Annotated in this window: 21 protein-coding genes; 1 reads left to right on the forward strand and 20 read right to left on the reverse strand. The window is 62.7% G+C overall.

The window, feature by feature from the left end:
* Nucleotides 1-5 precede the first annotated feature (5 nt).
* Nucleotides 6-1,247, reverse strand: coding sequence for a bifunctional glutamate N-acetyltransferase/amino-acid acetyltransferase ArgJ (gene argJ, locus ACTJLB_RS09190; RefSeq protein ID WP_020071230.1), 1,242 nt, complete (start codon nt 1,245-1,247; stop codon nt 6-8).
* A 163-nt stretch (nt 1,248-1,410) separates the two neighbouring features.
* Nucleotides 1,411-4,221, reverse strand: a complete 2,811-nt coding sequence (secA, locus tag ACTJLB_RS09195) for a preprotein translocase subunit SecA (protein WP_087751766.1) — start codon at nt 4,219-4,221, stop codon at nt 1,411-1,413.
* A 289-nt stretch (nt 4,222-4,510) separates the two neighbouring features.
* Here secA and ACTJLB_RS09200 point away from each other — a divergent pair, with 289 nt between their 5' ends.
* Complete coding sequence (locus ACTJLB_RS09200; protein WP_020071228.1) at nt 4,511-4,996, forward strand: DciA family protein; 486 nt, start codon at nt 4,511-4,513, stop codon at nt 4,994-4,996.
* Nucleotides 4,997-5,080: 84 nt separating this feature from the next.
* Here ACTJLB_RS09200 and lpxC read toward each other — a convergent pair whose 3' ends face one another.
* The 18 genes from lpxC to coq7 form a co-directional block, all read right to left on the reverse strand.
* Nucleotides 5,081-5,998: a UDP-3-O-acyl-N-acetylglucosamine deacetylase gene (lpxC, locus tag ACTJLB_RS09205; protein ID WP_020071227.1), complete on the reverse strand. Its 918-nt coding sequence runs from the start codon at nt 5,996-5,998 to the stop codon at nt 5,081-5,083.
* A gap of 295 nt (nt 5,999-6,293) precedes the next feature.
* A complete protein-coding gene (locus ACTJLB_RS09210) occupies nt 6,294-6,797 on the reverse strand; it encodes a peroxiredoxin (protein ID WP_440783090.1) in 504 nt (167 codons plus the stop codon).
* A 217-nt stretch (nt 6,798-7,014) separates the two neighbouring features.
* Entirely contained in the window at nt 7,015-8,211 is a 1,197-nt protein-coding gene (ftsZ, locus tag ACTJLB_RS09215) for a cell division protein FtsZ (protein WP_020071225.1), read from the reverse strand.
* A 149-nt stretch (nt 8,212-8,360) separates the two neighbouring features.
* A complete protein-coding gene (gene ftsA, locus ACTJLB_RS09220) occupies nt 8,361-9,593 on the reverse strand; it encodes a cell division protein FtsA (RefSeq protein ID WP_012434417.1) in 1,233 nt (410 codons plus the stop codon).
* Nucleotides 9,594-9,620: 27 nt separating this feature from the next.
* Nucleotides 9,621-10,373 carry a cell division protein FtsQ/DivIB gene (locus tag ACTJLB_RS09225; RefSeq protein WP_020071224.1) on the reverse strand — a complete coding sequence of 251 codons (753 nt, stop codon included), beginning with the start codon at nt 10,371-10,373 and terminating at the stop codon, nt 9,621-9,623.
* Nucleotides 10,374-10,422: 49 nt separating this feature from the next.
* Entirely contained in the window at nt 10,423-11,376 is a 954-nt protein-coding gene (locus ACTJLB_RS09230) for a D-alanine--D-alanine ligase (protein ID WP_020071223.1), read from the reverse strand.
* A gap of 1 nt (nt 11,377) precedes the next feature.
* Complete coding sequence (gene murC, locus ACTJLB_RS09235) at nt 11,378-12,781, reverse strand: UDP-N-acetylmuramate--L-alanine ligase (RefSeq protein WP_020071222.1); 1,404 nt, start codon at nt 12,779-12,781, stop codon at nt 11,378-11,380.
* Complete coding sequence (gene murG / locus ACTJLB_RS09240) at nt 12,778-13,896, reverse strand: undecaprenyldiphospho-muramoylpentapeptide beta-N-acetylglucosaminyltransferase (protein ID WP_087751763.1); 1,119 nt, start codon at nt 13,894-13,896, stop codon at nt 12,778-12,780. The genes murC and murG overlap by 4 nt, the downstream gene beginning before the upstream one ends.
* 246 nt (nt 13,897-14,142) lie before the next feature.
* Nucleotides 14,143-15,411: a putative lipid II flippase FtsW gene (gene ftsW / locus ACTJLB_RS09245; protein WP_087751762.1), complete on the reverse strand. Its 1,269-nt coding sequence runs from the start codon at nt 15,409-15,411 to the stop codon at nt 14,143-14,145.
* Nucleotides 15,408-16,922 carry a UDP-N-acetylmuramoyl-L-alanine--D-glutamate ligase gene (gene murD, locus ACTJLB_RS09250; protein WP_020071218.1) on the reverse strand — a complete coding sequence of 505 codons (1,515 nt, stop codon included), beginning with the start codon at nt 16,920-16,922 and terminating at the stop codon, nt 15,408-15,410. Before murD ends, ftsW begins: the two co-directional genes overlap by 4 nt.
* Before the next feature lie 23 nt (nt 16,923-16,945).
* Nucleotides 16,946-18,115: a phospho-N-acetylmuramoyl-pentapeptide-transferase gene (gene mraY, locus ACTJLB_RS09255; RefSeq protein WP_020071217.1), complete on the reverse strand. Its 1,170-nt coding sequence runs from the start codon at nt 18,113-18,115 to the stop codon at nt 16,946-16,948.
* Nucleotides 18,116-18,132: 17 nt separating this feature from the next.
* Complete coding sequence (locus ACTJLB_RS09260) at nt 18,133-19,560, reverse strand: UDP-N-acetylmuramoyl-tripeptide--D-alanyl-D-alanine ligase (RefSeq protein ID WP_440783091.1); 1,428 nt, start codon at nt 19,558-19,560, stop codon at nt 18,133-18,135.
* Nucleotides 19,557-21,128 (reverse strand): UDP-N-acetylmuramoyl-L-alanyl-D-glutamate--2,6-diaminopimelate ligase, encoded by a 1,572-nt coding sequence (locus ACTJLB_RS09265; protein WP_440783092.1) that lies wholly within the window; start codon nt 21,126-21,128, stop codon nt 19,557-19,559. The genes ACTJLB_RS09260 and ACTJLB_RS09265 overlap by 4 nt, the downstream gene beginning before the upstream one ends.
* A complete protein-coding gene (locus ACTJLB_RS09270; RefSeq protein WP_088175768.1) occupies nt 21,125-22,990 on the reverse strand; it encodes a peptidoglycan D,D-transpeptidase FtsI family protein in 1,866 nt (621 codons plus the stop codon). Before ACTJLB_RS09270 ends, ACTJLB_RS09265 begins: the two co-directional genes overlap by 4 nt.
* A complete protein-coding gene (ftsL, locus tag ACTJLB_RS09275) occupies nt 22,987-23,337 on the reverse strand; it encodes a cell division protein FtsL (protein ID WP_020071213.1) in 351 nt (116 codons plus the stop codon). The genes ACTJLB_RS09270 and ftsL overlap by 4 nt, the downstream gene beginning before the upstream one ends.
* Nucleotides 23,334-24,287 (reverse strand): 16S rRNA (cytosine(1402)-N(4))-methyltransferase RsmH, encoded by a 954-nt coding sequence (gene rsmH, locus ACTJLB_RS09280; RefSeq protein WP_408415819.1) that lies wholly within the window; start codon nt 24,285-24,287, stop codon nt 23,334-23,336. Before rsmH ends, ftsL begins: the two co-directional genes overlap by 4 nt.
* Nucleotides 24,288-24,302: 15 nt before the next feature.
* Entirely contained in the window at nt 24,303-24,731 is a 429-nt protein-coding gene (gene mraZ / locus ACTJLB_RS09285) for a division/cell wall cluster transcriptional repressor MraZ (RefSeq protein ID WP_027802334.1), read from the reverse strand.
* A gap of 430 nt (nt 24,732-25,161) precedes the next feature.
* Nucleotides 25,162-25,800: a 2-polyprenyl-3-methyl-6-methoxy-1,4-benzoquinone monooxygenase gene (coq7, locus tag ACTJLB_RS09290; RefSeq protein WP_408174622.1), complete on the reverse strand. Its 639-nt coding sequence runs from the start codon at nt 25,798-25,800 to the stop codon at nt 25,162-25,164.
* Between the last annotated feature and the right edge of the window lie 295 nt (nt 25,801-26,095).

The following is a 26,095-nucleotide window of genomic DNA, read 5'->3' on the forward strand; positions in this document are numbered from 1 at the left end:
CCTGGTTACGAGCGGTAGTCGGCGTTGATGCTCACGTAGTCGTGCGACAGATCGCAAGTCCAGATCGTGGCTTGCGCATTGCCGCGGCCGAGCACGACGCGAATGCCGATCTCGCTCTTTTTCATGACGCGCTGGCCGTCTTCTTCACGGTACGCCGGATTGCGGCCGCCGGCAGTCGCGACGAGCACGTCGTCCAGATACAGATCGATCTTGCCGACGTCGAGATCGTCGATGCCGGCATAGCCGATAGCCGCGAGAATGCGGCCGAGGTTCGGGTCCGATGCATAAAAGGCTGTCTTCACGAGCGGCGAGTGGCCGATCGCGTACGCGATCTGCCGGCATTCGCCGACGCTCGAACCGCCTTCTACGTGCACCGTCATGAATTTGGTCGCACCTTCGCCGTCGCGCACGATCAGCTGCGCGAGCGTCTGCGCGACCTCGGTCACCGCGTCGCGCAACGCTGCGTAAGCGGGCGAGTCGGTGGACGTGATCGCCGGCAGGCTCGATTTGCCCGACGCGATCAGGATGAACGAATCGTTCGTCGACGTATCGCCGTCAATCGTGATGCAGTTGAACGACCGGTCTGCAACGTGTTTGACCAGCGCGTCGAGCACCGGCTGAGCAACCGCCGCGTCGAACGCGAGGAAGCCGAGCATGGTCGCCATGTTCGGCTTGATCATGCCGGCGCCCTTGCTGATGCCAGTCAGCGTGACCGTGTGGCCGTCGATCGTGACCTGGCGCGAGGTCGCCTTCGGCAGCGTGTCGGTGGTCATGATCGCCTGCGCGGCGTCGTACCAGTTGGCTTCCTTGCGGTTCGCGAGCGCGGCCGGCAAACCCGCCTTCAGACGATCGACCGGCAACGGCTCCAGAATCACGCCCGTTGAAAACGGCAGCACCTGCTCCGGCGCGATGTCGGCGAGGCGCGCAAGTTCCACGCAGGTTTCGCGCGCCGCGACGAGACCCGGCTCGCCGGTGCCCGCGTTCGCGTTTCCGGTGTTGATCACCAGGGCCCGAATCGGCTTGCCGCCGGCGCGCACGCGCTCCAGATTCTCGCGGCACACCGTGACCGGCGCCGCGCAGAAGCGGTTCTGCGTGAAGACGCCGCCTACCGTCGCGCCTTCGTCGACGGAAATGACGAGCACGTCCTTGCGGTTCGGCTTGCGAATGTTCGCCTCCGCCCAACCGAGCGTGACGCCGGCGACGGGATGCAGTTGAGCGGGATCGATCGAGGGGAAATTGACAGCCATGGTCGCGACCTGTCGAAGAAAATGCCGGCGAGTGCCGGCATTGAGGGAAACGGAACTAGTAGCTCGGCCAGATGCCGGACCACCGCGAAATCAGCAACACAACACGGTCAGGAAAGACTGCGCCATGCGACGCGGCGCGCTTGTCAGCGCGCCGCCCAAGGCATTATGCGATCTTGCCGTGACACTGCTTGTACTTCTTGCCGCTGCCGCACGGGCACGGATCATTGCGGCCGACCTTCGGCACATTGTCCGTGCCAACGGGCGACGCCGTTTGCGGCGAGGAGCCGTGGCTCATCGCGTCGCCGATCATCGCGGCAGTTGCGGCCTCCGCCGCAGCGGGTGCCGCGGACGAAGCTTCGGCAAATTCGGCGTGACGGAACTCGACGTTCTCGAGGTGGCCGCCCTGCTCTTCCATCTGTTCGGCCGCCTGCTCCAACTGCTCGGGCGACTGGATCTGCACGTTCATCACCACGCGAGTGACTTCGAGCTTCACCGCGTCGAGCATGGCGGCGAACAGTTCGAACGCCTCGCGCTTGTATTCCTGCTTCGGGTTCTTCTGCGCATAGCCACGCAGGTGGATGCCCTGACGCAAGTGGTCGAGCGCGGCGAGATGTTCGCGCCAGCTGCGGTCGAGCGTTTGCAGCATGATCGAACGTTCGAACGCGCTGAACGACTCGCGGCCGACCAGTTCGACCTTGGCTTCGTATGCTTCGTCTGCGGCGGCTTGCACCGCTTCGAGAATTTCGTCGGACGTGATCGAGTTCGACTCGTTGATCATTTCCTGGATCGCGAGGTCGAGCTGCCATTCGTTGCGCAGCACTTCCTCCAGTTCCGGCACGTCCCATTGTTCTTCAATGCTGCCCGCCGGCACGAACTGGTGAACGATCTCCGCGATCACGCCATGACGCATCGCGCCGATGGTTTCGGTAATGTCGTTCGCCTCGAGCAGTTCGTTACGCTGCTGGTAGATCACCTTGCGCTGATCGTTCGAGACGTCGTCGTATTCGAGCAGTTGCTTGCGGATGTCGAAGTTGCGCGCCTCGACCTTGCGCTGCGCCGATTCGATGGAGCGCGAGACGATGCCCGCTTCGATCGCCTCGCCTTCCGGCATCTTCAGGCGGTCCATGATCGCGCGCACACGGTCGCCCGCGAAAATGCGCAGCAGCGGATCTTCCAGCGACAGGTAAAAGCGCGACGAACCCGGGTCGCCCTGACGGCCCGCACGGCCGCGCAACTGATTGTCGATCCGCCGCGATTCGTGGCGCTCCGTGCCGATGATGTGCAGACCGCCCGCGGCCTTCACCTGATCGTGCAACGCCTGCCATTCGTCATGCAGCTTCTGGATGCGGCGCTGCTTTTCGTCGTCGGGGATCGTCTCGTCGAGTTCAATGAACGACGCCTGTTTTTCCGCATTGCCGCCGAGCACGATGTCAGTGCCGCGACCGGCCATGTTCGTGGCGATCGTAATGCGCTTCGGACGGCCGGCTTCCGCGACGATCTCCGCTTCACGCGCGTGCTGCTTCGCGTTGAGCACTTCGTGCGGCAAACCAGCCTGCTTCAGCAGATGCGAGAGCAGCTCCGAATTTTCAATCGACGTGGTGCCGACCAGCACCGGCTGACCGCGCTCGTAGCAGTCACGGATGTCGCGGATCACCGCGTCGTAACGTTCCTTGGCGGTCTTGTAGATCTGATCCTGCTTGTCGATCCGCTTCGGCGGACGGTTGGTCGGGATCACGACCGTTTCGAGACCGTAGATCTCGTTGAATTCATACGCTTCGGTGTCGGCCGTGCCGGTCATGCCGGACAGCTTGGCGTACATACGGAAGTAGTTCTGGAACGTGATCGAAGCGAGCGTCTGGTTCTCGCTCTGAATCTTCACGTGCTCCTTCGCCTCGACAGCCTGGTGCAAACCGTCCGACCAGCGGCGGCCGGCCATCAGACGGCCGGTGAATTCGTCGACGATGATCACTTCGCCGTTCTGCACCACGTAGTGCTGGTCCTTGTAGAACAGCGTGTGTGCGCGCAATGCGGCGTACACATGGTGCATCAGCGTGATGTTCTGCGGCGCGTACAGGCTTTCGCCCTCGCCGATCAGGCCCCACTCGGCGAGCAGACGCTCCGCTTTCTCGTGGCCCGACTCGGTCAGGAAAACCTGGCGGCCTTTCTCGTCGAGCGTGTAGTCGCCCGGCTTTTCCACGCCTGTGCCGTCAGCCTTTTCTTCGCCAATCTGGCGCTCGAGCAGCGGCGGCAGCGCGTTCATGCGCACGTAGAGTTCGGTGTGATCTTCTGCCTGACCGGAGATGATCAGCGGGGTACGCGCTTCGTCGATCAGGATCGAGTCCACTTCGTCGACCACGGCGAAGTTCAGCGCTCGCTGCACGCGGGCTTCCGGCTCGTACACCATGTTGTCGCGCAGGTAGTCGAAGCCGAACTCGTTGTTCGTACCGTACGTGATGTCGGCCGCGTATGCCTGCTGCTTCATCTCGTGGTCCATCTGCGACAGATTGATGCCGACGGACATACCGAGGAAGTTATAGAGGCGCGCCATCCACTCGGCGTCGCGCTGGGCCAGATAGTCGTTCACCGTGACGACGTGAACACCGCGGCCCGACAGCGCATTCAGATACACCGGCAGCGTGGCGACGAGCGTCTTGCCTTCGCCGGTGCGCATTTCACCGATCTTGCCGTAGTGCAGGACCATGCCGCCGATCAGCTGCACGTCGAAGTGGCGCATTTTCAGCACCCGCTTGCTCGCCTCGCGGCAGACCGCGAACGCTTCCGGCAGCAGTTTATCCAGCGACTCGCCGCTTGCGACGCGTTGGCGGAACTCGTCCGTTTTCGCGCGCAGTTGATCGTCCGTCAATTGCTCGATCTGCGGTTCGAGCGCATTGATCGCCGCGACGGTCTTTTGATATTGCTTGACTAGCCGCTGGTTGCGGCTGCCAAAAATCTTCTGTAGAAAACCGGTGGTCATCGGATCGGTGTCTGCGTCGCGGCTTCGGCTGGGTTGCGGCGTGCGATTAAAGCACGCGCGCTCCGGGGTCGGAGTGGCCTCGGCGGCTTAGTCCAAGAGTGAATTCGAATCGGGCATTTTAGCACGCGCCCCCGCCTGCGCTGATGTCGCCAGCGCGACGCCGGCAAGGCAGCGGAGCCCGCCGCGCCGCCCTTCGACGGCGTACACACGGGCGGGTCTGCGTGCATCCCGCGCGGTACAATCGGGGCGTGTTCGCGCATTGGGTGCGAACGCGCCGCCACTGTCAAACATGAGCCGTTTCCCCTCGTTTTCAAGGCCGCCGCCAAAGCAGTTCAACGTGCGCCGGCCTCAGCCGGTAGCCGAAGTGCTCAATCGCACCGACGCGTTTGCCGCGCTGCGGGCAGGCGTCGAGCAAATTGCCGCGTTGGAGAAAGACCTGCGGGACCTGCTGCCCGATTACCTGGCGACGAGCGTGGAACCCAGCTTTATCAAGGAAGGCGTGCTGGCGCTTTTCGCCGCCCACAACGCGCTGGCGGCGCGGCTGCGGCATCTGGAGCCGCGGTTGCTGTCGGACCTCCAGCAGCGCGGCTGGCCGGTCAACGCGTTGCGTATCCGGGTGCGGCCGCAACCCGCTAAGGAACCGCCCCCGGTCAAGCAGGCGCGCATGACGCCCGTCGGCGCCGAGGCGCTGCACGCGCTCAGCGAATCGCTTGCGCCCTCGCCGCTGCAGGAAGCGTTGGCGAAAATGGCGGCACGGCATCGGAGAAATCGCTGAACAAAAGAAAAAGCGGCTCGTTTGAGCCGCTTATTTTTCGCGTGTTCGCTTCGGAGATTTCACCGAAGACGTGAAGCTAATTCGTTAGGCAAAAGCCGTCTGCGTCTCATAAGCGAAGCCGCGCGGCGCCTTGCGCGTGTCGTCGAAAGTGACGATCTCGTACGAATCTTCATGCGCGAGCAGTTCCCGCAGCAGTGCGTTGTTCAAGCCGTGGCCCGATTTGTACGCGTTGTACGAAGCCAGCAAAGGATGGCCCACCACGTACAGGTCGCCGATCGCGTCCAACATCTTGTGTTTGACGAACTCGTCGTCGTAACGCAGACCGTCGTTGTTCAGAATGCGGTACTCGTCGAGCACGATCGCGTTGTCCATGCTGCCGCCGCGTGCGAGGCCCAACTCACGCATCATTTCCACTTCGTGCGCAAAACCGAACGTGCGTGCGCGAGCGATTTCCCGTACGTACGACGTATTGGCGAAATCGACTTCCAGCGCCTGGCCGGTTTTATCGACAGCCGGGTGACGGAAATCGATCGTGAATTTAAGCTTGAAACCGAAGTACGGATCGAGCCGGGCGAATTTATCGCCGTCGCGAATCTCGACTGGCTTGGTGACCTTGATGAATTTCTTCGCTGCGTTCTGCTCTTCGATTCCCGCCGATTGAATGAGAAACACGAACGAGCCGGCGCTGCCGTCCATGATCGGAATTTCTTCAGCGGTGACGTCGACATACAGGTTGTCGATGCCGAGTCCGGCGCAGGCGGACATCAAATGCTCGATGGTCGAGACGCGCGCGCCGTCTTTCTGCAACACGGAAGCGAGACGTGTATCGCCGATCGCCATTGCCGACGCGGGAATGTCCACCGGCGTGGGCAAATCCACGCGCGAAAACACAATGCCCGTGTCCGGCGCTGCCGGGCGAAGCGTCAGGTCGACCTTACGGCCGGAGTGCAAGCCGATGCCGACAGTCTTGACGATTGATTTGATGGTGCGCTGCTTCAACATGGTGATCTTTTATTCGATTGAAAATCCCAATCGGGACTTTTTGTTCCATAGCACGAATTATACTCCATAACCCTAAGAAGCGTCTTCGCACGGAACGTATCAATGTGTTTCGCTGCGTTACCCACATTATTCATTGGGCGCCCGTGAGGGAAAGCGTGACGGGCCGACGTCCGGAACGGAGGCGTTTCCGGTCGTCGGCCCGCGTAACGGCCTGTCACAAAAGCGTCGCATTCACTGTTGCCGCGGTACAACGCGGTTTCCCGCGCGCCGCGTCAGCGTGATGACGCCGCCATAACTAGCTCAACGTAGCGAGGATACTCCTTGCATCGCTCACTTCGAATTTGCCCGCAGCCTCGACGTTCAGCGTCTTGACCACGCCGTCGTCGACAACCATCGCGTAGCGCTGGGAACGGATTCCCATGCCGCGCGCCGACAAATCCTGCTCGAGACCAAGCGCTCGTGTGAAAGCCGCACTGCCATCCGCCATCATGCGCACCTTGCCCGAGGCGTGCAGATCGCGTCCCCACGCGCCCATCACGAACGCGTCGTTCACGGACACACACCAGATTTCGTCGACGCCGAGCGTGTGCAACTGCTCGGCGTATTCGACATAACCCGGTACGTGTTTGGCAGAACAGGTCGGCGTGAACGCGCCAGGCAATCCGAAGATCACCACGCGCTTGCCCGCCGTCTGCTCGCGCACGTCGAAGCTATTAGGCCCGATCGTGCAGCCCGCGCGCTCGTCTTCGACATACTCGAAGAGCGTTGCGTCGGGCAGCTTGTCACCAGCTTGAATCATGCTCAGTCCTTTGCATCGATGCGAAGCGTCTCTCGCACGTCATCGTGTCGCAGTGAATCGGCGACAGTTGCCCAAACCGCTTCGTTTTCCGAAGAGGGCACTTGTCCTTGCCGCGAATCCGACGATACGCGGCTTGTTTGCCGTTCACCCGCCACGCTCGTGCATTCGTCCGCCAACGCCCAGGAACAGGCGCGGCAGCGAAAGCCTGCCCGTGCGCTCAGTCCGCCTGCTTGCGCAGGAATGCCGGAATGTCGTACGTGTCGACGCCCTTTTCCTGCAGCGCCTGCACGTGCGAAGCCGCGGTGTCGCGCGACGTGCGCCACACAGCCGGCGTGTCCAGCGCGCCGTAGTCGGCCGTGCTCGCGTGCGACGGCGTTGCGTAGGCCGCGTGTTGCGTGCTGATCGGCTGATTGTCGGTGCCGGTGCGCAGCAGCGTCATGGGTGCCGATTGCTGCTTCTTCGCCGCACGGCCGAGACCCGTTGCCACGACCGTCACGCGCAGCGCGTCGCCCATTGCATCGTCGTACACCGCGCCGAAGATCACGGTTGCGTCTTCTGCAGCATAGCTCTTGATGGTGTTCATCACTTCGCGCGTTTCAGACAGACGCAGCGAACGGCTCGACGTGATGTTCACCAGCACGCCACGCGCGCCCGACAGATCCACACCTTCCAGCAGCGGGCTGGCAACAGCCTGCTCGGCAGCGAGACGCGCGCGATCGACGCCGGCAACCGTCGCCGTGCCCATCATCGCCTTGCCCTGCTCGCCCATCACCGTCTTCACGTCTTCGAAGTCGACGTTCACCAGACCGTCGACGTTGATGATTTCCGCGATGCCGGCAACTGCGTTGTTCAGAACGTCGTCTGCGCACTGGAAGCACTTGTCCATCTCGGCGTCATCGCCCATCACCTCGAACAGCTTGTCGTTCAGAACGACGATCAGCGAGTCGACGTGATCCTCCAGTTGCTGCGAACCGGCTTCTGCCACACGCATGCGCTTGCCGCCTTCGAATTCGAACGGCTTGCTGACCACGCCTACGGTCAAGATCCCCATTTCCTTCGCGATCTGCGCGACCACCGGCGCTGCGCCCGTGCCCGTGCCGCCGCCCATGCCGGCCGTGATGAAGACCATGTGCGCGCCGCGCAATGCGTCGGCGATGCGCTCACGTGCTTCCTGCGCGGCGGCGTGGCCCATCTCCGGCTTGGCGCCGGCGCCCAAACCCGTGTTGCCCAACTGGATCACCGCGGTGGCGCGCGAACGCGACAAAGCCTGTGCGTCCGTGTTCATCACGATGAAGTCGACGCCTTGCACGCCCTTGTTGATCATGTGCTGAACGGCATTGCCGCCAGCGCCACCTACTCCGACCACCTTGATGATGGTGCCGTTCGTTTCGGTTTCCAGCATCTGGAATTCCATGTTGCCTCCGTCAAGATAAAAAATTCAGCCACTCGGCCGTTATTCGGCAAGAGATCGGGCAACCCCCTGTCGCGCGCCGGCCGCCGGCACCAGCGCGTATTTCTGAAACTGTCGAAAACCCGTTAAAACCTGCTCGGTAAAACAAATGCTTAAAAGTTGCCGAGGAACCAGTCCTTCATGCGCGTGAACACTTGCCCCATCGAACCCGACTGCACCGCCACCTTGCGGCCGCGCATGCGTTGCGAGCGTCCTTCGACGAGCAGGCCCATCGCCGTCGAATAGCGTGGGTTGCGCACCACGTCGGCAAGACCGCCCGCGTATTCCGGCACGCCGATTCGCACGGGCTTCAGGAAAATGTCTTCGCCCAGCTCGACCATGCCGAGCATCATCGACGCGCCGCCGGTCAGCACCACGCCGGAGCTCAGCAGTTCCTCGTAACCCGACTCGCGCACCACCTGCTGCACGAGCGAAAACAGTTCTTCGACACGCGGCTCGACGACCGCCGCCAGCGCCTGGCGCGACAGCGTGCGCGGGCCGCGCTCGCCGAGACCCGGCACTTCGATCATTTCGTCCGGATCGGCCAGCGCCTGTTTGGCGATGCCGTAGTCGACCTTGATGTCTTCCGCGTCCGGCGTCGGCGTGCGCAAGGCCATCGCGATGTCGCTCGTGATCTGGTCGCCGGCAATTGGAATCACCGCCGTATGACGGATCGCGCCTTCGCTGAAAATCGCAATGTCCGTCGTGCCGCCGCCGATGTCGACCAGCACCACGCCCAGTTCCTTTTCGTCTTCCGTCAGCACTGCGAGCGACGACGCGAGCGGCTGCAGAATCAGATCGTTCACTTCGAGCCCGCAGCGGCGCACGCACTTCACGATGTTCTGCGCCGCGCTCACCGCGCCCGTGACGATATGCACCTTCACTTCGAGCCGAATGCCGCTCATGCCGATCGGCTCGCGCACATCTTCCTGACCGTCGATGATGAATTCCTGCGTGAGGATATGCAGCACCTGCTGGTCGGTCGGAATGTTGATCGCCTTCGCCGTTTCGATCACGCGCGCCACATCGGCCTGCGTGACTTCCTTTTCCTTGATCGCCACCATGCCGCTCGAATTGAAGCTGCGGATGTGGCTGCCGGCAATGCCGGTGAAGACGTTCGTGATCTTGCAGTCGGCCATCAGCTCGGCTTCTTCGAGCGCGCGCTGAATGGACTGCACGGTGGCTTCGATATTCACCACCACGCCTTTCTTGAGCCCCTTCGATTCGCTCTGGCCGAGGCCGATCACCTCGTAGTGACCTTCGCCCTTCAGCTCGGCGACGATGGCCACCACCTTCGACGTCCCGATGTCGAGGGCGACCAGCAGATCTTTATAGTCTTTACTCATAGCGTGCTCATTGCGTGTGATGTCCGTTTACTTCTTGCCCTTGTCGGGTTCGCTGATAAAGCGCATGCCAGCGGCACGAATCGCGAAACCGTTCGGATAGCGCAAGTCCGCATACTCGATATCCTTTCCCCAACGTTGCGTCACCGCGTTCCAGGCCGCGGTTAGGCGCTTGCTCCGATCGAGCAGCGTGTCCTGATTGCGCTCGCGCCCCAACTCCACCTGCATGCCGTTCGACAGCTTGACGGTCCACGCGTAACGCGGCGACAACGTCACTTCTTCGGGCGTGGCGCCAAGCGGCGCGAACCACTTCTGAAAGTCGTGATAACGCGCGACCACTTCTTTCGCCGTACCGTCCGGGCCGTCGAACGCGGGCAGGTCCTGCTCCAGCTCGCCCTGGTTCGCGGTGAACAGATCGCCGTCGACGCTCACCAGTTGATCGCTGCCCCACGTGCCAAGCGGTTTGTACTCTTCGAGCGTGACAGCGAGCGCATTCGGCCAGACGCGCCGCACGCTCGCGTGACGCACCCACGGCATCTGCTCGAACGCCTGGCGCGCGACGTCGAGATCGACCGTGAAGAAGTTGCCCTTCAGCCGCCCAACCACGCCTGCGCGCACCGTCGGCGAATTGATATGCTCGGTATCGCCGTCGATCTGGATTTCGCGCAGCGCGAAATTCGGGCGCTGGATCAGCCAGTAACCGCCCGCCGCCAGCAGCACGAGCACCAGCAACGCATGCAATGCGTTGGCGGCGAAATTGAGCTGGCGAACGTTGTTCCACATGGTGTTGCTTTCGGGTTGCCCCGGTTAGTGCTTCGGTTAGTGCTGCCCGTTAATCCTTGAGCGTCAGCGCCAATACGCCGACAACCAGTTCCTGATAGCTGATGCCCACCGCGCGCGCCGCTTTCGGCGGCAGCGAGTGATCGGTCATGCCGGGTGCCGTGTTCACTTCGAGGAAATACGGATTGCCGTCGGCGTCCAGCATGAAGTCGGCGCGGCCCCAATCGGTGCAGCCCAGAACGTCGAACGCACGTCGCGCCAGCACTTTCAGGCGCGCTTCGTCGTCTGCCGCCAGACCGCACGGAATCAGATACTGCGTGTCGTTCGCGATGTACTTCGCGTGATAGTCGTAGAACTCGCCGGCCGGCACGATGTGGATCACCGGCAAATCCAGGTCGCCAGCGATGCACGCCGTGTATTCACCGCCGCCTTCAATACTCTTTTCGACCACCACGATCTTGTCGTACTTGACCGCTTCGACGAGCGCAGCCGGCAATGCGTCGGCGCTTTTCACCTTGATGACCGCGACGCTCGAGCCTTCGCTTGCCGGCTTCACGAAAAGCGGCAATCCGAGCTTCGCGACGATGTCTTTCGCGCGCGCTTCGTAGTCGTCGCCGCGCAGTACGGCTTCGAACGGCGGCGTCGGAATACCGAGTTGCTGCCACACGAGCTTGGTGCGGAATTTATCGAGCCCGAGCGCCGAGCCAAGCACGCCGCTGCCCGTGTACTTGATGCCGTAAAAGTCGAGCGCGCCCTGAATCTGGCCGTTTTCGCCATAGCCGCCGTGCAACGCATTGAACGCGCGCACGAAGCCTTCTTCCTTCAACGCGGCAAGCGGACGCTCGGCCGGATCGAACGGATGTGCGTCGACGCCGGCATCGCGCAGACCTTGCAGCACGAGGCGCCCGGAATTGAGCGACACCTCGCGCTCGGCGGAATTTCCACCGAGCAGCACGGCCACTTTGCCGAATTGTTTAGCGAGTTGATCTGACTGGATACTGCTCATCTCACACCTTCGTTTCGAGAGCGAGACGACCTGGCACACTGCCGATCGAACCCGCGCCCATCGTGATCACTACATCGCCGTCGCGCACGAGTGCTGCAAGCGCGTCCGGCACTTCGTCCACCGTATCGACGAACACGGGCTCCACCTTGCCCGCCACGCGCAACGCACGCGCGAGCGCACGGCCGTCCGCCGCGACGATCGGCGCTTCGCCCGCCGAATAGACTTCGGTCAGCACGAGCGCGTCCACCGTGGACAGCACCTTTACGAAATCCTCGAAACAGTCGCGCGTGCGCGTGAAGCGGTGAGGCTGGAATGCGAGTACCAGACGCCGCCCCGGGAATGCACCGCGCGCCGCTGCGACCGTTGCCGCCATTTCGACCGGGTGATGGCCGTAGTCGTCGACCAGCGTGTAGGCGCCCGACGTGTTGCCTTCCCCGACCACGGGCACTTCGCCGTAGCGCTGAAAACGCCGGCCCACGCCGTTGAAATCGGCCAGCGCCCGCTGGATGTCGGCATCTTTCACTTCGAGTTCAGTCGCGATGGCGATCGCGGCCAACGCGTTCTGCACGTTGTGCTCGCCGGGCAGGTTCAACACGATGTCGATGGGCGGCGCGTCTTCGCGCATTGCCGTGAAATGCATCTTGCCGTCGCGTGCCTGAACGTTCACTGCCCGCACCTGTGCATCCGGAGCGAAGCCGTAGCGGATGATCGGCTTCGACACGAACGGCAGAATTTCCTTCACGTTCGGATCGTCGACGCACAGCACTGCGATGCCGTAAAACGGCAAACGGTGCGTGAATTCGATGAACGCCTGCTTGAGCCGCGCGAAGTCGTGGCCGTAGGTGTCCATGTGATCGGCGTCGATGTTCGTAATGACTTCGATCACCGGAAACAGATTCAGGAACGACGCGTCGGACTCGTCCGCTTCCGCCACGATGAAGTCGCCGGTGCCGAGGCGCGCATTCGCGCCCGCGCTGATCAGCCTGCCGCCAATCACGAAGGTCGGATCGAGCCCGCCCGCGGCGAGCACGCTTGCCACCAGCGACGTGGTCGTGGTCTTACCGTGCGTGCCGGCAATCGCAATGCCCTGTTTCAGGCGCATCAGTTCCGCGAGCATCACCGCCCGCGGCACGATCGGAATACGGCGATGACGCGCCGCCAGCACTTCGGGGTTGTCGCTGCGTACGGCGGTCGAGACGACCACAGCGTTAGCGCCTTCTATGTTCTCTGCGGCATGACCGATCGCAATGCGCGCGCCGAGCGCGGCGAGTCGATCGGTCACCGCATTGCTCGACAGATCCGAGCCGCTCACCTGATAGCCGAGGTTGACCAGCACCTCCGCGATGCCGCTCATGCCGACACCGCCGATGCCGACAAAGTGAATATGTTTGACGATGTGTTTCATTGCTTTCCTTCTGGGCTCGCGCCCGAAATCGAACCCGCCACAGTCGCGCAAATCTTCGCGACCTGTTCCGTGGCGTCGGGTTTCGCGAGCGAGCGCGAACGCTCTGCCATCTCCGCGAGACTTTCCCGCGTCTGGCTGCGCAACCAGTCGGCGAGTTTTTCCGCCGACAGATCGCGTTGCTGCACGACCAGCGCTGCGCCGTTATCGGCGAGAAACGCTGCATTAGTGGTCTGATGATCGTCCACCGCATACGGGAACGGCACGAACAACGCGGCCACACCTACTGCTGAAATTTCGGACACCGTCATTGCGCCCGAGCGGCAAATCACGAGATCGGCTTTCGCATAGGCGCTCGTCATGTCGTCGATGAACGGCACGAGTTGCACGTCCGCGCCCGCTTGCAAGCCAGCCGCCGCGTAGTTCTCGCGCAGCGCGTCGATATGCTTGGCGCCAGCCTGATGCACGATGCGCGGCCGTTCGTTCGCACCGAGCAGCGCGACAGCACGCGGCACCACTTCGTTGAGCGCCGCAGCGCCGAGACTGCCGCCGACCACCAGCACATTCAGCGGACCGTTGCGTTCTGCATAGCGTGCTTTGGGCGCAATCGCGCGCGCAAGTTCCGCACGAATCGGATTACCGGTCCATTCGCCGTGCGGCAACGCATTCGGAAATGCAACCAGCACCCGCTTGGCGAGCTTCGCAAGGACCTTGTTCGCGAGGCCTGCAATCGAATTCTGTTCATGCAGCACGAGAGGACGGCCGCTCAATGCGGTCATCAGCCCGGCCGGAAACGTGATGTAACCGCCCATGCCGAGCACGACATCCGGCTTCACACGACGCAGCACGCTCAGACTCTGCGTGCATGCGCGCAGCAGATTCAGCGGCAACATCAACTTGGTCTTCAGGCCCTTGCCGCGCAGTCCGCCAAAGCGCACGTATTCCATGGGAATGCCGTGCTTCGGCACGAGCGTGGCTTCCATGCCGGCAGGGTTGCCGAGCCATACGACTTTCCAGCCCCACGCCTGCATCAGATGCGCGACCGCGAGCCCGGGGAACACGTGTCCCCCGGTGCCGCCGGCCATCACCATCAGCGTGCGTTGCTGCATGGGGGTCATACCTTCCCTCCACGCATCAACATGAATGAAAACCGGTTGTGGCTGCGGCCGCTTCGCTTAACTTCGCGCGCCTTGCGCACGAAGTTAGCCTTCGCCGAAATCGTGCGTTGCTGCGTGAGGGTCATACCTTCCCCCCACGCATCAACATGAATGAAAACCGGTTGTGGCTGCGGCCGCTTCGCTTAACTTCGCGCGCCTTGCGCACGAAGTTAGCCTTCGCCGAAATCGTGCGTTGCTGCGTGAGGGTCATACCTTCCCCCCACGCATCAACACACGATTTTCATAGTCGACGCGCATCAACACCGCGACGGCGACGCAGTTCAGCAAGATGCCGGAACCGCCATAGCTGACGAGCGGCAACGTCAGACCTTTAGTCGGCAGCAAGCCGAGGTTCACGCCCATGTTGATAAACGTCTGCGCGCCGAACCAGATGCCGACGCCCTTCGCGACCAGGCCCGCGAACGTGCGGTCGAGCGCGAGCGCCTGACGGCCGATCTCGAACGCGCGGCGTACGATCCAGTAAAACATCAGGATCACGACGAGCACGCCGACAAAGCCGAGTTCCTCGCCGATCACCGCGAGAATGAAGTCGGTATGCGCTTCGGGCAGATAGTTGAGCTTCTCGACGCTGCCGCCGAGACCTACGCCGAACCACTCGCCGCGGCCGAACGCGATCAGCGAGTGCGTCAATTGATAGGCTTTGCCCTGCGCGTAACGGTCGTCCCACGGATCCAGGTAAGCAAAGATCCGCTCGCGCCGCCACGGCGATGCCCACACCAGCAAACTGAACGTGCCGACCGCGGTCGCGACGAGCCCACCGAACAGCTTGCCGTTCACGCCGCCGAGAAACAGCAGGCCCATCGCGATCGCCGCGATCACCATGAACGCGCCCATGTCCGGCTCGAGTAGCAGCAACGCGCCGACAAAACCCACCGCCATCGCCATCGGCAGAAAGCCTTTGGCGAAGCTGTGCATATATTCCTGCTTGCGTACCGTGTAGTTCGCCGCGTAGATCGTCACCGCGAGCTTCATGATTTCGGACGGCTGCATGTTCGTAATGCCGAGCGGAATCCAGCGGCGCGCGCCGTTCACGCCCTTGCCGACGTGCGGAATCAGCACGATCACCAGAGCGACGAGCGAAATCAGGAATAGCTTGGGCGCGTATTTGTCCCACGTCGAAATCGGAACGCGGAACGCCACGACGCCGACCACCGCGCCCATGACCACGAAAATGATCTGACGCACGAGGAACGCGTAATCGCGGTACGACGCGTACTTCGGCGAGTCGGGCATCGCGATCGACGCGGAGTACACCATCACCACGCCAAGGCCGAGCAGCGCGACGACCACCCACAGCAGCGAATGATCGTAGTCGAGCATGCGCGAGCGCAACGGCCGCACCCCGTTGACGGCGCTCGCGAGACCGCTGCCGCCCGTGCGGCCGGCAGCGCGCGTGGCGCTTGCCGGGTCGCCATTGGCGGTGGCACGTGAACCGAATCGTTCGGACCAGCTCATATCATCGTCCCCCGTTCGGCCGCGATTTCTTCTACCGTGCTGCGGAACACCGCCGCACGATGCGCATAACCCTTGAACATGTCGAAGCTCGCGCAAGCCGGTGACAACAGGATGGCGTCGCCCGGTTGCGCGAGCGCCGTTGCCGCGCGCGTCGCTTCTTCGAGCGTGGCGTGGTCAGTCATCGCGATGCCGGTCTCTTCGAGCGCCGCGCGAATCTGCGGCGCGTCACGGCCAATCAGCATCACTGCGCGGCACCAGCGCATGACCGGCGCGGCAAGCGGCTCGAAGTCCTGGCCCTTGCCGTCGCCGCCTGCAATCAGCACGACGCGCTGCGCGAGACCGTCGAGTGCGGCAACCGTCGCGCCCACGTTAGTGCCCTTGCTGTCGTCGACATAATCAATGCCGTCGATCGATGCAATCAGTTCCACGCGATGCGGCTCGCCGTGATACTCGCGCAAGCCATGCAAAAGACGCGCGCCCGGCAGGCCGATGGCGCGAGCGAGCGCATAGGCGGCAAGCGCGTTGGCCGCGTTATGCAGGCCGCGAATGCGCAAGGCGTCCGCCGGCATCAGGCGCTTCAGCGCAATGTTCGGCGGCGTAACCGCTTCGTTCTTGCGACGACGCTTCGGTGCGGGTTCGTCGCTCGCGTCGAGATCGTGTGCTTCGACGAGCCAGATCATGCCGTTATCGCGCAACAAACCGTAGTCGCCGTCGCTCTTCGGTTCGGTTACGCCGAAGGTCACGACTTCGATGTCGCTAGCGTCGGAAGGCGCGAGCGCCATTACGCGCGCGTCGTCGCGATTAAGCACGCGCACCGTTTGTGTACCGAAGATCCGGCCTTTCGCGGCGGCGTACGCGTCGAGGCCGCCATGCCAGTCGAGGTGATCCTGCGTGATGTTGAGAATCGCCGCGGCGTCCGGCTCGAACGTATGCGCTGTTTCAAGCTGGAAGCTCGACAGTTCGAGCACCCACACGTCGGGCAGCGCGGTGTTATCGATCGCTTCGCTCAGTTTGTCGAGCAGCGCTGGGCTGATGTTGCCCGCCACCGCGACCTTCTTGCCCGCACGTTCGCAAAGCAGGCCCGTCAGGCTGGTAGTCGTGGTCTTGCCGTTGGTGCCGGTGATCGCGATGACTTTCGGCGCGTAGCCGCTCTCGCCGAGCGTTTTCAGCGCTTGGGAGAACAGTTCGAGCTCGCCCCATACGGGGATGCCCTGCTCGCGCGCCGCGGTGATCAGCGGCAGCAGGTCGGCGGCGAGCGGCGACAAACCCGGGCTGATCGCAACGAGCTCCACGCCTTCGAGCAACACAGGCGAAAACGGGCCGCCGACAAACGCGGCGTCGACGCCATGCGCTTCCAGTGCGGACAGATTCGGCGGTACTTCGCGCGTATCGGCCACACGCAGCCGACAGCCGTGCCGCGCGCACCAGCGCGCCATCGCGAGACCGGATTCACCCAGTCCCAGCACGAGCACCATCGGCTTTTGCCGATCCCGAAACTTCTCGCCGAACATCGCCTGCTTCCCCTAATACCTGCTTAACGCAACTTGAGCGTGGACAATCCGAACAGACACAACATCAACGTGATGATCCAGAAGCGCACGACCACTTGCGTCTCCTTCCAACCCGACAATTCGAAGTGGTGATGCAGCGGCGCCATCTTGAAGAGACGCCGGCCTTCGCCGAAACGCCGCTTGGTAAATTTGAACCACGCCACCTGCAACATCACGGAAAGCGTTTCCGCGACGAAAATGCCGCCCATGATGAAAAGCACGATCTCCTGGCGCACGATCACCGCGACCGTGCCGAGCGCGCCGCCGAGCGCGAGCGCGCCGACATCGCCCATGAACATTTGTGCCGGATGCGTGTTGAACCAGAGAAACGCGAGCCCCGCGCCGCCCATTGCCGAGCAGAAAATCAGTAATTCGCCCGCGCCGGCGATATGCGGAAACAACAGGTATTTCGAGTAGACCGAGCTGCCCATCACGTAAGCGAATACGCCGAGCGATGCGCCGACCAGCACGACCGGCATGATCACGAGGCCGTCGAGACCATCAGTGAGATTGACCGCATTGCTCGCGCCGACGATGACCAGATATGTCAGGACGATGAAGCCCCACACGCCGAGCGGATAGCTGATCGATTTGACGAACGGCAACATCAGGTCGGCACGCGCGGGCAAGCCCATCGACAAGCCGCTGCGCACCCACGCCATGAACAGGTCGAACACGCGCACGTTGCTCGCCTCCGACACGCTGAACGCGAGGTACACCGCGGCGAACAGACCGATCACCGACTGCCAGAAATACTTTTCGCGCGACGACATGCCGCGCGGGTCCTTGTAGACGACCTTGCGGTAATCGTCGACCCAGCCGATCACGCCGAAGCCGAACGTAACCAGAATCACGATCCAGATGAAGCGATTGGTCAGGTCCGCCCACAACAGCGTGGCCACGGCGATGCCGAGCAGAATCAGCACACCGCCCATGGTCGGCGTGCCGGATTTCACGAGGTGCGTTTGCGGGCCGTCTTTGCGAACAGCCTGACCGACCTTCATGGCGGTCAGCTTGCGAATCACCGCCGGGCCGCAGACGAGCCCGATCAGCAGCGCGGTGATGGTCGCCATCACCGCGCGGAAAGTGAGATAACTGAACACGCGCAAGAAGCTTGCGTCATTCTGCAGCCATTGCGCCAGCGCCAGTAGCATGCTTCGGTCCTTCTATTTCAGTGTGCGGCGGGCGTACTGCCCGCTGCGTTGGGTTGTGGACTCGTAACGGCGTCCACCACGCGCTCCATCTGCATGAAGCGCGAGCCTTTCACGAGAAGCGTTGCAGCGGCGCCGAAGCCGGCCTGCTGCAATTGCGCGACCAGCGTGCCGACGTCGGCCACGTGATGCGCGCCGACGCCATACGCGGTGCAGGCGTCGCGCGAGGCGTCGCCCATGGCGTACAGCGCGTCGATACCGCGTTCCTTCGCGTATGCGCCGATTTCGCGGTGGAACTCGGGACCGTTGTCGCCGACTTCGCCCATGTCGCCCATCACGAGCACGCGCGGCGAAGCGTGCGACGCGAGGACGTCGATCGCGGCGCGCATCGAGTCGGGATTCGCGTTGTACGTGTCGTCGATCACCGTTGCACCGGCTAGCGTGCCGAGCGCGGCATGCTTGACCTGCAAGCGGCCTTTCACCGCGCCGAACGATTCGAGGCCGCGCTTGATCGCATCGAGCGAAACGCCCGCGGCGAGAGCGGCCGATGTCGCGGCCAATGCGTTGTGCGCGTTGTGATTGCCGAGCACTTGCAGCGTGATTTCGACATGGCCTTGCGGTGTGTCGACGCTGAGCAGCTTGCCGTCGAACCTGCCGGTGACGGCGGCTTCGGTCGTGCGTTCGTCGCTGTTCAGCGCGAAGTCGACGATCCGGTTGCCGGTGGCGGCCACGCGCCAGATGCTGGCGAAAGCGTCGTCCGCCGGGAACACGGCGACGCCATCCGGATTCAGCGCATGAATCACGCTCGCATGCTCGAGCGCGACCGCTTCGACGGTCGCCATGAACTCCTGATGCTCGCGCTGCGCGTTGTTCACGACCGCAACCGTCGGCTCGGCGATCTTCGCGAGCAACGACGTTTCGCCGGCATGATTCATGCCGAGTTCGACCACGGCCAACCGATGCGCCGCATTCAGACGGAACAGCGTGAGCGGCAGGCCAATATCGTTGTTGAAGTTGCCGGCGGTCGCGAGCCGCGCATCCGCTCCGACGGCGGCGGCGAAGATCGACGCGATCATTTCTTTGACCGTGGTCTTGCCATTGCTGCCCGTCACGGCGACGAGCGGCATGCCGAACTTGCGACGCCAGCCGCGAGCCAGCGCGCCCAATCCAATCCGCGTATCGGTCACGCGCAGCGCCGGCACGCTCCAGTCTCGCGGCGTGCGCGAAACGAGCGCCGCCGTCACGTTGCGCGCTGCAACGTCGCTGAGAAAGTCGTGCGCGTCGAAACGCTCGCCCTTGATCGCGACGAAGAGATCGCCCGGACCCGCGCTGCGGCTATCGGTCGACACGCGCTCGAAGGTGACGCTGTCGTCGCCGATCACGGTCGCGCCGGGAACCAGCGCCGCGGCTTCACGCAGCGAGAACATTGCATTTCCTTGCCCGCTCATTCGCCACCTCCGCGTGCCTGCGTCGCCCGCGCGGCGAGCGCGAGACGGGCGTGGTCCTGATCGGAGAAAGCGCGCTTCTTGCCCATGATTTCCTGTGTGGCTTCGTGCCCTTTTCCAGCCAGCACGATGACGTCTTCCCGCGCGGCGCTGCGGATCGCCTGAAGGATCGCGCTCGCGCGGTCTTCAATGCGGCGCGCTTTCGACGCGTCTTTCATCCCCGCTGCGATCTGCTCGATGATCGATTGCGGATCTTCGCTGCGCGGGTTGTCGCTCGTAACCACGACGCCGTCCGCGATCTTCTCTGCGATTGCGCCCATCAGCGGACGCTTGGTCGCGTCGCGGTCGCCGCCGCAGCCGAACATGCAAATCAGTTCGCCGCCGCGCGCGGTGGCCATCGGGCGCAGCGCTTCCAGCGTTTTTTCAAGCGCGTCTGGCGTGTGCGCGTAGTCGATCACGACGAGCGGCTCGTCGTTCTGCAAGCGGCCGCCGAGGCGTTCCATGCGGCCGTTCACCGATTCGAGCTTCGCCAGTTGGGCAAGCGCGGCGTCGAACGGCACGTCGGCGGCAAGCAATGCGCCGAGCACGCCGAGCAGATTGCTCACGTTGAACGCGCCGAGCGTTTGTACTTCGACGTCGGCCTTGCCCCAGTCGGACGTGTTCAGATGGAACGCGGTGCCGGTTGCGGTGGCGCGCACGTTCGACGCGAGCAACCACGCGTCGGCTTGCGGCGTGCTTTGCCCTGCACTTTGCGAAGCGTCGTTCTGCGCGGAGTCAAGGCCGTAAGCGATGGTGCGCGCGTGACCTCGAGTGCTGACAAGCAGACGGCGGCCGGCCGCGTCGTCGTGATTAATCACCGCCGCACGCAGTTCAGGCCACGCGAAAAGACGCGCCTTCGCCGCTTCATACGCTTCGAAAGTGCGGTGATAGTCGAGGTGGTCTTGCGTGAGATTCGTGAACACGGCGATGTCGAACGCCGTGCCGTTCACGCGCCCTTGATGCAGCGCATGTGACGACACTTCCATCGCCACTGCGCGCGCGCCGGCGTCGCGCAATTGCGCAAGACTGCGCTGCAATTGCGGCGCGTCGGGTGTCGTGAAGCCGGTGTGCACCAGTTGTCCCGGCAAACCGGTGCCAAGCGTGCCGATGATCGCGCAACGCGTGCCGAGCGCGGTGAGCGCCGCCGAAATCCACTGACTGCACGAAGTCTTGCCGTTCGTGCCCGTCACGCCGAGCGTCAGCATGCTGTCGCTCGGATCGTTGTACCAGGCACTCGCGATTGAACCGGCGAGGTCGTTCAACGCCGGCACCGCAAGCGTCGTAGATGCATCGATCGCGCCGTTGAATCCTTCGGCCTGAACGAGCACGGCGGCAGCACCGCGTTCAATTGCACTGTCGATGAACGGACGGTTGTCCGCGCCATCCACTGCGTAGGCGAAGAATGCGTCGCCGGCGGCGAGCGAACGCGTGTCGGCATGCAGATGCGCGCCCGGCTGCACGCGTGCGCGCAGCCAGCCCAGCGCTTCGGCGATCTCCCGATGCGCCGGATGATTGTTGCGCAGCGCGCTCATCGAACGACTCCCGGATGGCTCTTCGCGTTCGCGGAAATCGTCATCTTCTTTGCGCCGGCGCTGGTCGAGATCTTTTTCGCAGCGGACGGCGCGGGCGTTGCAGACGGCGCGGCAGACGCGGAATCGTCCGATACCACCATCTGCTTGACCGGCATTTGCGGCGGCACGTTCAGCGAACGCAACGTATCGCCGACGATGCCCGAGAACACGGGGCCGGACACCTGACCACCGAAGTGGCTACCCGCGGTCGGCTCGTCGACCGATACCGCGACGACGATACGCGGGTTCGGCATGGGCGCCATGCCGACGAACGACGCGCGATATTTCGAGTGGTCGTAACCATGCGGACCATGCTTATACGCCGTACCGCTCTTGCCGCCGACGCGATAACCCGGCACCGCCGCATCCGGCGACGTGCCGCCCGGCGAGACGACCGTTTCGAGCATCGCGCGCACTTCGCGGGCGGTGGTCGGCGAGAAGATCTGCGGACCCGTTGCCGGCTGGTCGCCAGGCGTGCGGAAAATCGACACCGGCATGATCTGACCGTCGTGTGCGATGGCCGAATATGCGCGCCCCAACTGGAACAGCGACACCGACAGGCCATAGCCGTACGACATGGTCGCCTGCTCGATACGGCGCCAGCTTTTCCACGGACGCAGACGTCCCGCCGCCGCGCCGGGGAAACCGACCTTCGGCGCCTGACCGAGACCGATGCTCGTGTACATATTCCACATCTCTTCGGGCTTGAGCTGCATCGCAATCTTCGTCGCGCCGATGTTGCTCGACTTCTGGATCACGCCGCCGACGGTCAGGACACCGAACGCGCTGTCGTCGGTAATCGGCGCACCGTCAAGCACGAAGCGGCCGCCGCCTGTATCAACCAGTGTAGTCGGCGAGACGCGGTGCAGATCTAGCGCGAGCGACACCGTGAACGGTTTCATGATCGAGCCCGGCTCGAACGTATCGGTCAGGATGCGATTGCGCAACTGGTCGCCGGTCATGTGCGACCGGTCGTTCGGGTTGTAGGTCGGGTAATTGACGAGCGCCAGCACTTCGCCGGTCCGCACGTCGATCACCATTGCCGCGCCGGCCTTCGCCTTGAATTTTTCGACGGCCGCTTTCAGATTCGTGTACGCGATGTACTGGATCTTGCTGTCGATCGACAGATCCACGTCCTGGCCGTTGTGCGGCACGACCTGCTCATCCACGTCCTCGATGATGTGGCCCATGCGGTCCTTGATCACGCGGCGGCTGCCCGACATGCCCGCCAGCAGCTTCTGATCGCCGAGTTCGACGCCTTCCTGGCCTTCGTCTTCGACGTTGGTGAAGCCGATCAGGTGAGCGGTGATCTCGCCTTCCGGATAGAAACGCTTGTACTCGTCGCGCGCGTAAATGCCGGGGATGTCCAGCGCCTTCACCTTTTCGGCGATGTCGACCGGCACCTGACGTTTGACGTACACGAAGTTCTTGTCTTCCGAGAGCTTCCTGCGCAATTCCTTATCGGTCATGCCGAGCAGTTTGCCGAGCGCGCCCAGCTTTTCCGCGCCGAGATCGTCCGGCACCGATTCCGGAATTGCCCAGATCGCGCGCACCGGCAGGCTCGTGGCCAGCACGAGACCGTTGCGGTCGAGAATCTTGCCGCGCGTGGCGGGCAGTTCTAGCCGGCGCTGATAACGGATTTCGCCCTGCTTCAGATAGAACGCGTTGCCGGGGCCCTGAATCCAGAAGGCGCGCGCGGTCAGCGCGACGAACGCCATGAAAAGCAGGAACACGACGAGCTTGGAGCGCCACATAGGCAAGCGCACCGACAGGATCGGGTTCGCCGAGAAGGCGACGCTCTTGCGAGCCGACGATTTTTTCATCGCACGCCTCCGCTGCGGCTCGTTGCAGGCGCGGACGCCGGACCGGACGTCGGAATCGGCGCGTCTTCAGCCTTCGCCGAGCCCGGATCGAGCGTCAGATATTGCGTGCGGCCGGTCGTGACCGATTGCATTTTTAGCGACGCGGTGGCGATCTGCTCGATGCGCGACGTTTTCGACAGCGCGCTCTGCTGATATTGAAGTTGCGAATAGTCCTGTTGCAGCTGACGCTCCTGAGATTGCGCGCGCTGCAACTGGATGAAGATCTGGCGCTGCTGATTGGTTGCGTTGACGACAGACAAGGCACAGCCCATCACGATCATCAGCAGGAAAATGTTGAGACGATTCATGGTGCGATTCGCTCCGCCACGCGCATCACGGCAGAACGGGCGCGCGGGTTGGCGGCGACTTCAGCGTCGCTTGCAAACACACGGCCGATGATTTTGAGCGGGGGACTCGGCAGGTCGACGGCGCGAATCGGCAGGCGACGATCCACCGTAGGCGTACTTGCGTGCGCCTGCATGAATCGCTTGACGATCCGGTCCTCGAGCGAATGAAAGCTGATGACCACCAGCCGCCCCCCTTGCTCCAACAGCGCTAACGCTGCTTCTAAAACGACTTGCAGCTCCGCAAGCTCTTGATTGATGTGAATCCGTATAGCCTGAAAGGTGCGGGTTGCCGGATCCTTGCCCTTCTCACGGGTTTTGACGACGTTAGCCACGATTTGGGCAAGCTCGCCCGTGCTGACGAGAGGCCCAAGACGGTCGGACTCTGCCCGGCGAGCAACAAGCGCCTTTGCAATCTGAAAAGCAAACCGTTCTTCCCCATAATCTCGTATCACCTCCGTCAGTTCCTGCACCGTGGCCCGCGCCAGCCATTCAGCGGCAGATTCGCCGCGCGTCGGGTCCATCCGCATGTCGAGCGGGCCGTCGGCGCGGAAACTGAAACCCCGCTCCGGGTCGTCGACTTGCGGCGACGACACGCCCAGATCCAGCAAAACGCCCGACACCCGGTCAATCCCGCGCTCCGCAATCGCGGTGCGCAGTGAAGCAAAACTCTCATGCACGATGCCAAAGCGCGGATCGGCGATTTGCTGCGCCGTGGCGATCGCGAGCGGGTCTTTGTCGAAAGCGATCAGGCGCCCCGACTCGCTCAGCTTTTCCAGCACCAGCCGGCTGTGACCGCCACGCCCAAACGTGCCGTCCACATAAACGCCGTCCGCGCGGGTGACCAGCGCGTTGACCGCTTCTTCCAGCAGCACCGTGCGATGCTGCAATTCGTTTCTCATCGCAGATGCCATATATGTATGCCGCGATCAGAACGTGAAATTCTTTAACGCTTCGGGCATGCCCTCGGCGATCGCCGCCTGTTCCTTCGCGGCGTAAATCTGTGCGTCCCACAACTCGAAGTGGCGGCCCATGCCGAGCAGCGTCACTTCTTTTTCCAGCGTGCCGGCCGCGCGCAATTCCGGCGACACGAGCACGCGGCCCGCGCCGTCCATGTCCACGTCCATTGCGTTGCCGAGAAAAATGCGCTTCCACCAGGCGGCGTTCATGGGCAGCTTGTCGACTTTGTCGCGGAAGATTTCCCATTCCGGGCGCGGAAAGAGCAACAGGCAGCCGTCCGGGTGCTTGGTGATCGTCACCCGGCCCTCTGCCTGTGTTTGCAGCGCATCCCGATAGCGGGACGGAATTGACATCCGTCCTTTCGCATCGAGAGTCAGCGCCGACGCCCCTTGGAACACTTAGCTCTCCCTCTTGACCGGCGCTTTTGCGCCGGCTGCCCGATTCGTAAAAATCTACCCGAAACCGCGTGTCAGATCACACAAAAATACACTTTCTCACACTGTCTCCCACTTTAGAGGAACGCTAAACGGGGGTCAAGGGAGACAGACGGTTTTTCAGCGAAATTTGTTTGTTAGAACAAGGACTTAGCGCGACTCGTTCATGTCAGACATAAAACGGAAAATCGTTATAAATGAAAGAGCTACTGCGGCTTCTGAAGGTGATACGTGAAAAGTACGAGGGAAAGGCGCGGACTGTAAGCGATCGCGGCAGGCGGCTGGAAGGTGTGAGGCGGGGATTCGGGGATCGAGCACGGACGACGCCTTGAGCGTCGTCCCACTTACGGCAGTTTGAGGCGGTTGCGGGGAGAAAACCGGCGTCTGCTGTCTCTTATATGTAGTAGGCGGTACGGGTCATCACTTTGGACATTGCACGCATCAACGCGCGCGCCGGGAATGGCAGCTCGATGCCGCCAGCGTCCATGGCGGCCTTGCCGTGCTCGGCCTCATCGGCCCGCATCTGGTCGACAATGGCGCGCGACTCACGGTCGGCGGCAGGCAAACGGTCCATGTGGCTATCCAGATGCTGTTCGACCTGACGCTCCGTCTCCGCCATGAAGCCGAGACTGACGCGGTCGCCTAGCCGTCCGGCTGCAAGGCCGATAGCGAGGGCGCCTGCATACCAGACCGGATTCAGCAGACTCGGGCGCGAGTCCAGTGCATCGAGACGCTTGGCCGTCCACGCGAGGTGATCTTCTTCTTCGACTGCGGCCCGATCGAACACGGTCCGCAGCGATGGCGACCTCGTCGCGAGCTTCTGCGCCTGGTAGAGCGCCTGTGCGCAGACTTCGCCCACGTGGTTCACGCGCATGAGACCTGCGGAGTGGGCGCGCTCGGCCGGCGACAGTTCGGGCACCTCAGCGTGTGCAGCCGATTCTTGCGGAACCGGCAACGGACGACTCATGCGCGAGACGCCAGTCATTGAGCGTAAACCCCGATCAAATTCAGTAATCAACTCGTCCAGAAACATTCGGCACTCCCTGATTTCACATCCGGCTCCCCACTCTGCGCTGCCCGTGCAGCAAGCCTTTGCGGAGGAAAACGCAGTCTCCGGCGAGGCCGGATTTGGCCTTCGGAGACATCAAAATTTCAATTTTAGATCATGTTGCGTAAACGAAACAGGAGCCTTCCAGACGCCCTCCTTTTTCTTTGTGCCATGTAGCCGTTTTGTTACATTACGTGCAACTTCTCGCGAAGTTGGACAAGCAAGGCCTCAACGCTACATAAATATTCGCCTTGTACAAAAGATTCGTATTCCTTGGAGA

The organism is Paraburkholderia sp. 22098 (assembly GCF_052045935.1).
Taxonomy (GTDB): Bacteria; Pseudomonadota; Gammaproteobacteria; order Burkholderiales; family Burkholderiaceae; genus Paraburkholderia; species Paraburkholderia caledonica.

Bases quoted from the DNA above. Each gene is read 5' to 3' on its own strand.
- argJ (WP_020071230.1), bottom strand. From the start codon at position 1,247: ATGGCTGTCAATTTCCCCTCGATCGATCCCGCTCAACTGCATCCCGTC.
- secA (WP_087751766.1), bottom strand. From the start codon at position 4,221: ATGACCACCGGTTTTCTACAGAAGATTTTTGGCAGCCGCAACCAGCGG.
- ACTJLB_RS09200 (WP_020071228.1), top strand. From the start codon at position 4,511: ATGAGCCGTTTCCCCTCGTTTTCAAGGCCGCCGCCAAAGCAGTTCAAC.
- lpxC (WP_020071227.1), bottom strand. From the start codon at position 5,998: ATGTTGAAGCAGCGCACCATCAAATCAATCGTCAAGACTGTCGGCATC.
- ACTJLB_RS09210 (WP_440783090.1), bottom strand. From the start codon at position 6,797: ATGATTCAAGCTGGTGACAAGCTGCCCGACGCAACGCTCTTCGAGTAT.
- ftsZ (WP_020071225.1), bottom strand. From the start codon at position 8,211: ATGGAATTCCAGATGCTGGAAACCGAAACGAACGGCACCATCATCAAG.
- ftsA (WP_012434417.1), bottom strand. From the start codon at position 9,593: ATGAGTAAAGACTATAAAGATCTGCTGGTCGCCCTCGACATCGGGACG.
- ACTJLB_RS09225 (WP_020071224.1), bottom strand. From the start codon at position 10,373: ATGTGGAACAACGTTCGCCAGCTCAATTTCGCCGCCAACGCATTGCAT.
- ACTJLB_RS09230 (WP_020071223.1), bottom strand. From the start codon at position 11,376: ATGAGCAGTATCCAGTCAGATCAACTCGCTAAACAATTCGGCAAAGTG.
- murC (WP_020071222.1), bottom strand. From the start codon at position 12,781: ATGAAACACATCGTCAAACATATTCACTTTGTCGGCATCGGCGGTGTC.
- murG (WP_087751763.1), bottom strand. From the start codon at position 13,896: ATGACCCCCATGCAGCAACGCACGCTGATGGTGATGGCCGGCGGCACC.
- ftsW (WP_087751762.1), bottom strand. From the start codon at position 15,411: ATGAGCTGGTCCGAACGATTCGGTTCACGTGCCACCGCCAATGGCGAC.
- murD (WP_020071218.1), bottom strand. From the start codon at position 16,922: ATGTTCGGCGAGAAGTTTCGGGATCGGCAAAAGCCGATGGTGCTCGTG.
- mraY (WP_020071217.1), bottom strand. From the start codon at position 18,115: ATGCTACTGGCGCTGGCGCAATGGCTGCAGAATGACGCAAGCTTCTTG.
- ACTJLB_RS09260 (WP_440783091.1), bottom strand. From the start codon at position 19,560: ATGAGCGGGCAAGGAAATGCAATGTTCTCGCTGCGTGAAGCCGCGGCG.
- ACTJLB_RS09265 (WP_440783092.1), bottom strand. From the start codon at position 21,128: ATGAGCGCGCTGCGCAACAATCATCCGGCGCATCGGGAGATCGCCGAA.
- ACTJLB_RS09270 (WP_088175768.1), bottom strand. From the start codon at position 22,990: ATGAAAAAATCGTCGGCTCGCAAGAGCGTCGCCTTCTCGGCGAACCCG.
- ftsL (WP_020071213.1), bottom strand. From the start codon at position 23,337: ATGAATCGTCTCAACATTTTCCTGCTGATGATCGTGATGGGCTGTGCC.
- rsmH (WP_408415819.1), bottom strand. From the start codon at position 24,287: ATGGCATCTGCGATGAGAAACGAATTGCAGCATCGCACGGTGCTGCTG.
- coq7 (WP_408174622.1), bottom strand. From the start codon at position 25,800: ATGTTTCTGGACGAGTTGATTACTGAATTTGATCGGGGTTTACGCTCA.